The sequence below is a fragment of the Streptomyces sp. NPDC006385 genome (assembly GCF_040612485.1).
Lineage (GTDB): Bacteria > Actinomycetota > Actinomycetes > Streptomycetales > Streptomycetaceae > Streptomyces.
This window is the reverse complement of the sequence record NZ_JBEXQG010000061.1, coordinates 45196-55561: the sequence shown is the minus strand read 5'-3', so window position 1 is coordinate 55561 and position 10366 is coordinate 45196. Positions and strand designations below refer to the sequence as shown.

The following is a 10366-nucleotide window of genomic DNA, read 5'->3' as shown; positions in this document are numbered from 1 at the left end:
GGGTGACGCCGGACGCCGTCCGCTACGCCCTTGCCGCCCAGGAGGCCCGAGCGGACCAGGTGGAACGTGTCGCCGGCGTGCAGGTAGGAGCAGGGCTCCCGGGCGAGGGTGGCCGCGTGCTCCCCGGTGAGACGGCCCTTGACCTCGTCCACCGTGGTCGCCATCCGCCGGCGCAGCATCCCGGCCCGCTCCTCCAGCGCCGCCTCGATCCGCCCGGACAGTGCCGCCTCCTGCCCAGGCCGTTCGAGGTCGTGCTGCTCGATCGCGCCGATCATGTCGCCGAGGACCTGGTACGCGGCGTCCTTCAGCACCACACGCGCCTGCCGGACGGCGTGCCGGGGCGCGCCGTCGAGGACCTTCTCCAGGCTCTTGAGGGTGTAGTCGAGGGCGAAGTGGCGGTCCACCCACCGCTGCGCCCAGTTGCTGGCGACGCCGATCCGCCAGTCCCGGTAGCGGCAGGCGACGCGGCCCATGAGCGGCTCGGGCTGCCCGGTCAGCCCGGCGGCGGTCGCCTGCCGGGTGTAGGCGGCGCCGATCAGGCACTCCATCGACACGAGCATGTAGCTGATCCCCGTGTGCAGGGGCCGGCCGGTGGTGTGCTCGGCCACCCACTCCTCGTCGCGGACGCCGCGGACGATCTCCCGCGCGTCCAGGCCGGGCTGGGGCCGCAGCAGCAGATCGGTGCGCCCCTGGAAGGCGTAGGTCGCCTTCAGCTCGTCCAGGGTCATCAGCGGGTCGAAGGTGATGTACGTGTAGCGGGTGGGGACGTCGAGCGCGGACAGGGTCCGGATCGCCAGCGCGTTCTGCTCGGCGGTGGTCTCCTTGTTGAAGCGGGCCAGGATGGAGTCGACGCCGGACTCCACGCCGAACAGCATCCGGCGAAGGCCCGTCTCGACGAGGGCGCGCCACATGCGGGCCCGTTCGACATGCCACGCCTCGTCCTGGTCGGTGCGCACGGTCTGGTCGATGCGGCAGCTGGACTCCCAGGCGAACCCGGCCTCGTGCAGGGTGCGCGCGAGCTCCAGGACCCGGCCGACGGCGTCGGGGCCGGCGCCGATGATCTCCTCGTCGACCAGGTACAGGGTGCGGGAGATGTGCGGGTGCCGGTCGAAGACCTGGCGGATCTCGGTGAGGATCCCCCGCAGCACCTCCGGGGCCATGCCGGCCCACAGGCCCTTGTGGCCGCGCGGGCAGAAGGAGCAGGTGTTGGTGCAGCCGCGGCTGGTCTCGAGCTGGGCCACGCCGTGGTGGGCGAAGGTGGCCGGCAGCAGGTCGAGCTCGGGCAGGATGTCGCTGCTGGCGTCCCGGGCGACGGGCTTGGCGGTGTGGCGCCGGGCGATGGTCATGCCGCCGCCGCGGGCGGCGCCGGTGTAGCCGATGCCGGGTATCTCCTCGCGGCGGATGTCGCCGTGCCAATGGGCCAGGATCGCTTCGATGGTGGCCTCGCCGCCGCCGCGGGCGACCAGCAGGTCGGGGTAGCGCTCCAGGAGGAGGGTCTCGTTGCGGGCGGTGAGGCTTCCGCCGGCCACCACGAGCGGTGGGGTGGGCAGGGCGAAGGCCGCGTCGAGAAGCTGGAGCATCAGGTCGTGCTGGCCGAACGTCGCCGAGATGCCGACGATGTCCGGCGCCTGGGTGGTGAGCTGCTTGAGCAGGTCCTCCAGCGTGACGCCTAACTGCATGTCGGACAGGGTGACCGCGCCCATCAGCGTGCCGCGGGCCGCGCGGGCCACGTCGCTGATCCCCAGGGGGAAGCGCGGCAGCGGGAAGACCTCCGGGTGGTACAGGGCCATCAGGTGCACGGCCGGCCGGGTCAGCCGGTAGACGGCGGTCTCCCTCAGGTCGGCGTACGACAGCCAGGACTCCGGCGTCTCCAGCCGCATGTGCTCCGTGGCCCAGGTCGGCCAGTGGCGGGAGGCGTGCTCGGCGCCGGACAGGTCGGCCGCGACCCACCCGCCCGTCGGGCGTTCCAGAAGCAGCAGACGTCGCTGCAGGGTGCCGGTGACCCTCACCCTTCCCGCCGCACCGTCCAGGTGGTGCTCCAGGCGGGCCCGCAGGTCGTCGGGCGAGATCAGCAGGGGTGCGAGGGCGGTCCGGTCCGGGTCGGTCAGCGGGCGGTCGGGGTGCGCGGTGGCGACGGCGCGGGCCAGCCGGTCGAGCGCCGCGGTGGTCGTGTCGGCCATGCGGAAGGTCCTTCCGGGCAGGGCCTACCAGCCCCCGGGGGGTCAGGAGGTCCCCGGGGTGGGCGGGCGGTGTTGGGTATGCGGTCAGGTGGTGCGGGACGGTGCCGGCGCGGGAGCGGGGCCCGGGACTCCGGCGTGGGCTCGGCACCAGGCGGCCAGGTCAGCCGGGGTGGCCAGAATCAGGTCGGGGCCGGCGGCGGTGAGGTCCTCGCGGCTCGCGTAGCCGTACGCGACGGCGATCGCGGTCAGCCCGGCGGCGTGGGCGTGGCGCACGTCGCTGCCGGTGTCGCCGACGTACGCCGACGCGCCGTACCGGGTGCGCAGATCGTGGAGCTTGTCGGTCTTGCTGCCCGACTCGTCGCGGGAGAGCAGGATGTGGGGCATCGCCTCCTCGGTGAGGTCACGGGCGAGCAGGTTGCGGACGGTGGTGTGGTGACTTCCGGTGACCACCGCGTATCCCGGCCCGGCGGCCAGGCCGGCCAGCGGGCTGGCCAACTCCGGGATGACGCCGTCCGGCTCGTCGGCGGCGGCCCGGGCCGTCAGCTCGGCGTGCCGCTTCCAGAACCGCTCGGCGACCTCGAAGTCGACCCACCGGGTCAGCGATTCCGAGAGCACGCCCTGATAGACGAGCGGCAGATCGCCGGTACCGGCCAGGTCGGGCAGCGCCCACAACTCCATCTCCGTTCGGGCCTGCTGGTAGCAGCGCCAGGCCCGGTTGCGGGAGTCGTGCAGGACACCGTCGAAGTCGAACACCAGCATCGCCATCAGCCCGCCTCGCCCAGAGACACGAGGGGCACGCCGCACCAGCCGAGCAGGCCGGGGCGGGGCAGCAGCCCGGCGAGGTCCTCCAGCGCGGACCGGGCTGGCGGCCAGGCCGACGCGGGACCCACCGGGGCGAGCAGCAGCACCTGCCGCTCGGGTACCGGGTGGAACCGGCCATCGGCCCACCGTGCGACGGCCTTCAACGTCATCTCCCTCTCCTCACCCTCCGGGCCGGGCCCGGTCTCGGGAGCCGGGGTGCCGCCGAAGGGCAGCCGGGGCTGCACCAGCGCTCCGGGCGGCTGCGCCCACCAGCGCACCACCCTCGGTACAGCCGCCTCCCGGCCGACCGCCGCGTCGTTCAGGACGTGCTGGAGGAGCCCGGCCGCTTCGGACATGCCGCGCTGGAGCCGGTACGCCTCCACGGCGGTCTCGGCCGCGCGCTGGGGGTTGTAGGTGCGCGGGAGCTGTTCGCCGCGGGCCGTCCCGTAGCAGAGCAGGGCCACAGCGAGCGCCGCGTGCCAGGACCGGCCGCCCGGCAGGCGCCGGGCGAGGGCCTCGGCGACGGCTTCCAGGCCGCTGCCGAACGCGACGGCGAGCGCGGCAAGGTCGAGCAGCGGGGTGAGCAGCTCGTTGTCGCGGCGGTAGGCGTGGCCGAGGTGCCCGGTCTTGCGCAGGCGTCCGGCGCCGTCGAGGAACCACTTCTCCGCCTCGCACCGGTTGTCCGGCAGAGCGGAGGGCAGCGCGGACAGCAGAAGGTGCAGCCGCACGGCGGCCCCGGGGTTGTCCTCGCCGGTGATCGCCTGGGCCACCGTGCACAGGACCGCGGGCATCGGCGCCCCGCGCCCGGCCGGCTCTACCGGAAGCTGCCGGGCGCGGGCGAGGACGTAGTCCACCGCCTCCTCCAGCAGGTGCGGCGCCGGCTGCGGCCCGAGCGGAGCGGCGGGGGTGAGATCCTCGCTGATCACGAGGGCGGGCGCCACGGCGAGCGTGGCCGGAGGAACGGGACTGCGCACGGCGGCGGCCGCGGCGCGGGCGGCGTCACCGAAGATCCCCGGCGGCACCCAGCCCGCCACCGCCTGCCGCACCCCCTCCGGGGTGCGCAGCCGGACGGCGGCCTTGGCCGGGGAGCGGCGCCGCAGGCCCGGCCACGGCGCCAGCGCGGAGTTCTCCCGCCCCGGCACGAGACCGTCCAGGACCGGCGGGCGGCCCGCGCCCTGCCAGTCGGCCTCGGCCGTCAGGTAGGCGGACAGGGCACCGGGCTCCAGCCGGCGGGTGGACTGCCACTGCTCGCGCGGCAACACGGTGACCGCGACCCCGGCCTCCCGCAGTCCCTGGACGTCGGCGGCGTCGAACACCGGCACCAGCACCTCAACCCCGGCCGGCCCGGGCACATCCCGGGCGAGCGAGCGCAGCGTGCGGCCGGTCAGTGGCGGGTCGTCCACCAGCAGCACCCGCCGGTCCCCGACCTCCGGCCGCTCGCCGGGCCGCACGCTCGTCAACCGCACGTCCACGCCCGCGGCCTCCAGCTGGGCAGCGACCAGCGGCGCCAGATACGCCCCGCCCGTGCGCACACCCGCCACAAGGACCGGCCCGGCCCACCCCCGACCCTCCAGCCAGGTCCGGGCCAGGGTGATCGCGTCCTGCCACTCCACCCCTTGCACGGCCAGGGACGCCGGCAGGCGTACGAACGACTCGTCTCTCAGTAACCGGTTGGGGACGCGGTGGTACTCGGGAGCGACGAGGGAGTCCTCGCCGGCGGCAAGTCGACGCGCCGCGCGAGACGTCATCTCCTGCAGAAGCTGCGCTCCCGGCAGGTCGGTGTCACAGCCGCGGATCCACAGGGCCGCCAGCGACTCGTAGCAGCGCAGCGCCGACACGGGCCGCCCCGCCCGGGCCGCGAGATCCCGGGCGAGGCGGCCGACGGTGAGCGGCCGGATGGCGGTGCTCGCGGTCACGAGGTGGCCTCGCGGCGGGCCACGGCATGCACCAGGCGGCCCAGCTCGCGATACGGGCTGCGGCTGGAGGCGGCCCACTCCACCGCGAGCGCCTTGGCGAACACCTCCGGCTCGGGGTGCCAGTCCTTCGGGAAGTGGTCGTGGAAGACCCGCACGCCCTGCCACGGCAGCGGGGACAAGCCGTTGTCGCGGGCGAGCTGGTCCAGGTACTCGGGGGTGTCGCCGCGGGTGACGTAGCCGAGATGGCCCATGCTCGACGCCTGACCGCTCTCGATCTGAGCGAGGGCGGAGTCGTACTCACCTCGCAGGGCCTCACGCACCCCGACCGCGAGGGCGTTCTTCGTCAGAATGCTCAGGAGGCCGCCGGCGGCGACGAGCCGGGCGAGGTTGCGGACGGGCTCGGCGGAGTCGGGCAGGTACATCACGACGCCGTGGCAGACGACCGCGTCGAAGACCTCACCGTCGAAGGGCAGGTCGTAGATGTCGCCCTCGACGAGCCGCACGCGGTCCGCGACGCCAGCCGCCGCCAGCTTCTCCTTGGCACGCCCCAGCATCTCGGCGGAGACCTCCGCTCCCGTGACGTGGTGGCCGGCCGCGGCCAGGCGCAACACCATCTCGCCGTCGCCGCAGCCGACGTCCAGGACGCGGGCGGGCTCGTCGCCGAGCTCCGTGAGGACGCGACGCGCCACGATCTCGTGGCGGAGCAGGCCACGCCCGCCCTCGGAGTAGGCGGCGTAGTCGGTGCCGACGGCGCCGAAGTCAGAAGAGGCAGCGGTCATGGGGTGAACTCCTTCTTGAGGGTGGGCCAGTGCTCGACGAGGAAACGGAACGAGGGGTAACGGCCGCCGGCGGAAAGGGCGGCGCCCGTCGGCCCCGAGGGGGTGAACGTGCCAGCGCGCAGGGCCTGGCGGATGCGGACCAGGCGCGGTATTCGTGCGGCCAGCTGCGGCACCCGGGCCCGGGCTTCGGCGGCCGGGAGCCAGGCCCTGAGCTGGTCCGGGCGCATCTCCTCCCACACCACGACGTCCAAGAGCGCGTCACCCACGCGCACGGCGAGGAAGTGCGGCACGGCCGTCGTCCCCGGCGCGGCCCCGCGATGCCCCAGCGTCGTGACCTTGCCGGGGTAGCCGGTACGCAGGTCAGCGAGGTACTCGGCGAAAACCGTGCTCAGTTTGCAGGCCAGGCACCCGCAGACCGACCGGACGCCGCTGAGGTCGTCGAGGGTGAAGATCCGCTCACCCACGTCCGGCTCCGGCGGCCGGGCCGTAGAGACGGTAGTAGTCGTCGACGATGCCCGACTCGGCGAGGATCGCGTTGGTGGCGGCCACGTTGTGGCCCGGGCGCAGCCGCTCGTCCCGGCCGGCCACGGCCACGGCGCCGACCGCGAGACCGGCCAGGACCAGGTCGACGTAGCGGTTGGACAGGGACTCGGCGAAGTGAAAGTTGATCGGCATGCCATGCCCGAGGACGCAGATGCCGGGACCGTCGGCGAGCTGGTAGCTGGTGCCCAGCACGCCCCGGTCCGTCACGGTCGTGCTGCCCTCGCGCAGCTCGTCGAGCGCGAACTCGAAGTTCCGGCTGGTGGTGCTCACCAGGAACGACCGCTCCGGCAGGAGCCGGGCCTCGCGCAGGCCGAAGCTGCGACTGCCGACGCAGCCGACGACCAGCCGCGGCCGGTGCGCACGCACCAGGTCCTCCAGCGACCGCCCCGTCAGGAAGCCCTCCTCGTGCGCGGCGACCAGGCGGGTGATGTCGGCGTCGAACACCGCGACCCGCATCCGCCGTATCTCCAGGACGCGGGCGACCTCGTGCCCGATCCGGCCGAAGCCGAGCACGAGCGCCGGCTGGCCCTCGAACTTCTCGTCCGGCAGCAGCCGCAGCGTGTTGCGCACCGCCGCGTCGGCGATGCCGTACGACTCGATCATGCCCTTCATGTCGCTCTCGGCGACGCTGAACAGCGGCAGCGGCAGCTCGAGCCCCTCCACCTTCCGGATACCGGAGGTGGTCTGCTCCACCAACCCGGTGAAGTGCCCGGCCTGCTCGGGCAGCTCACGCAGGACGGTGGGCATCACATAGCCGCCGTCGTCCATGATCACGCTGTGCTTGCCCGCGGCAGCGACACGGCCGATGTGGTCCTCGATCCCCTCGCGCAAGTCCCGGTAGCGCCACACCCTGATGCCGTGCCGGTGCACCAAGTGCGCGTCCACCCGGTGGGTGTGCGCGTAGGGGTACTCCTTGTCGATCACGGTCATGTGCGCCGGGTCCACGCCCAGGGCGAGCAGACTGTCGACCAGGACGAGGAAGTCCCGCATGTGGTGGATCGTCAGCAGCACACCCACCCCGGCCAGCGGCTTGTCCGGCCACCGGTCGGCCAGCCGGCTCGTCAGCGGCAGCTCGGCCACGGCAGCGGCGACCTCCGTAGCGGTGAACGGAAGGTGCCGTGCAGCCGCGAAGAACGCCTCGGCCTCGGCCGGCGTTCCCCGCTCGAACGCCGCGACGAGCCGATGCGTGTCGGCCGCGGTCGCGGCCGGATCCGCTGGCGCGGCCAGCGTCAGCCGGCCGCGGCCACCGTCGACGAGCGCGCACACCCACGACACCGACGCCTCGTCCCAGACCATGCGCTCCACGTCGGGGCTGATGCCGAGGCGTTCGGCGAGTTCTCCGGCCAGGTGGCGAGCCTCGTCCCGGGTGCCGATGACGTCGACCGCGTGAACGAGCGGCGGATTCACGGATGCGGGCATAAATGCCCTCCTGTCAAAGGAGTGTTGGTCAGGGAATCCGGGGGCTCAGCGCCCGCCGGGAAGGGCGAAGGTGTGGCAGCGGCCGGTGACGCGCATCCCGCAGGCGACGAAGTCGGCCGGACCCTGCCGGGTCACCGCGCGGACGATCGCCACCTTCCGGCCTGCGGCCACGGCGTGCGCCTGAGCAATCAGACGCCTGCGGACATCTGCCTCGGCGGCCCACACCTCGGCCAACAGCAGCTCGCTGGCGGTGTCGTTCCGCTGGGCCAAGGCCAGCAGCAGCGACCCGGTCGGAGGGTCGAGCAGCAGAGTCTCGGGGCGGAACCGCGCGTCATCGCGCCACCGCGGCAGCGTCGACTCGGCGAACGACGCCTCCACGCCGGCGAACCGGCGAGCCGCCGTGGCGACATACGCCTCCAGGTCCGTCACATCGGCCGCAGTGATGGCGTCGAGTACGCCAACGCTGGCGGCCGGGGAGCCATGCAGCACGGTGATGGTGTCCAGCACCTCCCATCCGGACCCCGAGAAGAAGTCACCGGCGCCGGCCCGGTCTACGGGTACGTCCGTGGTCACCAACGGCCACTCAACCGCGTCCACCACCCTCCGCAGCAGCCTTCGACCCAAGCCCACTCGACGGGCCGACGGAGCGACGACCGGACCCCACAGCCGGGCCCGCGCCTCGCCAGGCTCCGGGCGCCGCACGGCACACCACCCGGTCACCTCCCTCCCGTGTCGGGCCACCGCGAGCACGGGCGGTGCTCCGGTCAGCGCGTTCGCCAGCCGGGAGCGCACGAGGGAGGCGCTGACCGGGCGGTCGTCGCTGTATCCGGCGATGCACCGCTGGGCCAGGTCGGCAAGTTCCTCGCACAGGCCAGGCTCCAGGCTGCCGACAAGGCCGATCCGGGAGTCCGGGCTGTTCAGCTGAGTGTGCGGACCGGTGGTGGGTTCGTCGCCACCGGTGTTGCTACGCCTGATGTCGTTCATGCTGTGGGCCTTTCGGCAGGCACGGGCGCCGTACGCCGCCCGCAGTATGGCCGTGCACAGGTGGCTCCCCGGGTGCCGGCTCAGGAGAGCGGTGAGAACTGCCGCTTGGGGCGGCGTCTCCGCGGGGCTCTCGTGTCCGGTGGGGTTATCGCATTGCGGCTGATGGGATCTGTCGGCTCAGTGCATGGTTCAGGGCTGCGTATGTGCTCTCGGCGAAGGCGTAGTCGTCGTCGGTCATCTCGGAGTGGAATCCCGCATAGTTCGCCTCCGCCTGCTCTGGGCCGGAAATACCCGTCAGCACGATGGAGTCGGAGCAGCGCCTGAGGCAGTAGTGCAAGGCGATTCGCGCGAGAGCCCGGGGATCCGCCCCGAAGCGGGTGCGGAGGGCCTCCAAACCGCGGTCGATGATCTCGAGGATTGCTGGGGTGTACCGGGAGCGAACGTCGCCGGACGAGAAGGCCGCGTCGGGACCGTACTTCCCGGTGAGCAGTCCGTGCAGGAGCGGTTCGTGGATCATGGTGGAGGCGCCGTGTCGGCGCGCGAAGGAGAAGACGCTCTCCCCACTACGAGCTTCGGCCGCGGCAGCGTGATCGGTCTGCGGCTCGAGCGGATTGGCGGCGGTGCTGAGGACCTGAGGGTTGAGCTGCTCGAAGAGGAAGTCGTAGCGCGGCTGGCTTCCCCAGTGGCCGGTGCTCGGGTCGGCGGCGGCTGGACTTGCCGGCAAGATGCTCGGCACGCGCATGCCGATCGCCGCGACGTCGCCGGAGTCGCGCAGGGCCTGCAGGGTGTCCCGCGCTTCATCGAGGTAGCGGTCGCCCGGCCCGAAGTCGGCGTGGGCGAGGACCAGCACGTCGAGGTGCCTCACGCCTAGGTTCTCCTGGGTTTGTTCCACCTGGCGGAAGAGGTTGAGGGAGCTGTAGGCGTGCTGGCCGGTGCCCTTGTACGTGCCGATGGTGCACGTGATGCGCACGCTTGAGCGCGGCACTTGGGCGAGCATCTTGCCCAGGAGCCTCTGCGAGTGGCCCAGTCCGTAGACGTCTGAGGTGTCGAACACGGTCGCGCCCAGGGCGTGCGCGCGAAGGAGGGCATCGACCGCGCTGCTGTCGGCCACGCGAGCCCAACCGACCGGACGACCTTCGTTGGTCGCTGGGCCACCGACGGGTCGACAGCCGACCCCCAGAGGATGTTCGTCCCGCCCGGCAATCAGGCGCCGAGGGGACAAGTATGAAGCGGTCACGAAGGCTCGCTCTCTTCGCGGGGTATCAGGCGCCGCTTCGGCCTGCTGCATAGGGCGCGGGCGCGTCGGCGCGAAAGAGTTAGAGGGCGGCGGCGGTGCTGCCAGCCTGCCCCCAATCACCGTGGCATCGTCGGGCACCGGCGTCCAGGAGACCGGTGTGTCACCTCCGTGGTCACTTTTCCAGCGCTCTGCCCTCAGCGGCCACGAGGTTTGCGAAGGCTATGACGTTTTCGACGTCCGGGTTGGTGGCACGGGCGAGAAAAAGTGACCACGGAGGTGACACAGCCACCCCCTGGCGGAACCTTCCAGGAGCGCGGCAGGGTGTTGATCAGTTCCAAACCGGCTTGCCGAGACCGGATTTGGAGCTGACGACTGCACCACCCCTCACGTCCCTCAGGCGAGGTCCCGGAGCACTCGACCACTCGCCTGTCACCATCCGCCGCTTCCCCGGATGTGCCGAACATCCCCCAGGGTGACCCTGACATCACCCCACGGTGTCCGGGGAGG

The 10366-nt window shown here is 72.6% G+C and carries 8 protein-coding genes; all 8 read right to left on the bottom strand.

Features of this window, described 5'->3' with window-relative positions:
- On the bottom strand, window positions 1–2180 hold a 2180-nt coding region (locus ABZ078_RS33740), incomplete at its 3' end, for a radical SAM protein (RefSeq protein WP_356581638.1).
- Between the two features lie 84 nt (window positions 2181–2264).
- Window positions 2265–2945 (bottom strand): HAD hydrolase-like protein, encoded by a 681-nt coding sequence (locus ABZ078_RS33735; protein WP_189905184.1) that lies wholly within the window; start codon window positions 2943–2945, stop codon window positions 2265–2267.
- A complete protein-coding gene (locus ABZ078_RS33730; RefSeq protein WP_189905182.1) occupies window positions 2945–4897 on the bottom strand; it encodes a hypothetical protein in 1953 nt (650 codons plus the stop codon). The genes ABZ078_RS33735 and ABZ078_RS33730 overlap by 1 nt, the downstream gene beginning before the upstream one ends.
- Window positions 4894–5676 carry a methyltransferase domain-containing protein gene (locus ABZ078_RS33725; RefSeq protein WP_189905180.1) on the bottom strand — a complete coding sequence of 261 codons (783 nt, stop codon included), beginning with the start codon at window positions 5674–5676 and terminating at the stop codon, window positions 4894–4896. The genes ABZ078_RS33730 and ABZ078_RS33725 overlap by 4 nt, the downstream gene beginning before the upstream one ends.
- Entirely contained in the window at window positions 5673–6140 is a 468-nt protein-coding gene (locus tag ABZ078_RS33720) for a hypothetical protein (RefSeq protein ID WP_189905178.1), read from the bottom strand. The genes ABZ078_RS33725 and ABZ078_RS33720 overlap by 4 nt, the downstream gene beginning before the upstream one ends.
- Entirely contained in the window at window positions 6133–7638 is a 1506-nt protein-coding gene (locus ABZ078_RS33715; protein WP_356581635.1) for a hypothetical protein, read from the bottom strand. The genes ABZ078_RS33720 and ABZ078_RS33715 overlap by 8 nt, the downstream gene beginning before the upstream one ends.
- Before the next feature lie 45 nt (window positions 7639–7683).
- Entirely contained in the window at window positions 7684–8622 is a 939-nt protein-coding gene (locus tag ABZ078_RS33710) for a GNAT family N-acetyltransferase (protein ID WP_356581633.1), read from the bottom strand.
- A gap of 145 nt (window positions 8623–8767) precedes the next feature.
- Window positions 8768–9733 (bottom strand): aldo/keto reductase, encoded by a 966-nt coding sequence (locus ABZ078_RS33705; protein ID WP_189905172.1) that lies wholly within the window; start codon window positions 9731–9733, stop codon window positions 8768–8770.
- Window positions 9734–10366: the final 633 nt, after the last annotated feature.

Bases quoted from the DNA above. Each gene is read 5' to 3' on its own strand.
- ABZ078_RS33735 (WP_189905184.1), bottom strand. From the start codon at position 2,945: ATGGCGATGCTGGTGTTCGACTTCGACGGTGTCCTGCACGACTCCCGC.
- ABZ078_RS33725 (WP_189905180.1), bottom strand. From the start codon at position 5,676: ATGACCGCTGCCTCTTCTGACTTCGGCGCCGTCGGCACCGACTACGCC.
- ABZ078_RS33715 (WP_356581635.1), bottom strand. From the start codon at position 7,638: ATGCCCGCATCCGTGAATCCGCCGCTCGTTCACGCGGTCGACGTCATC.
- ABZ078_RS33710 (WP_356581633.1), bottom strand. From the start codon at position 8,622: ATGAACGACATCAGGCGTAGCAACACCGGTGGCGACGAACCCACCACC.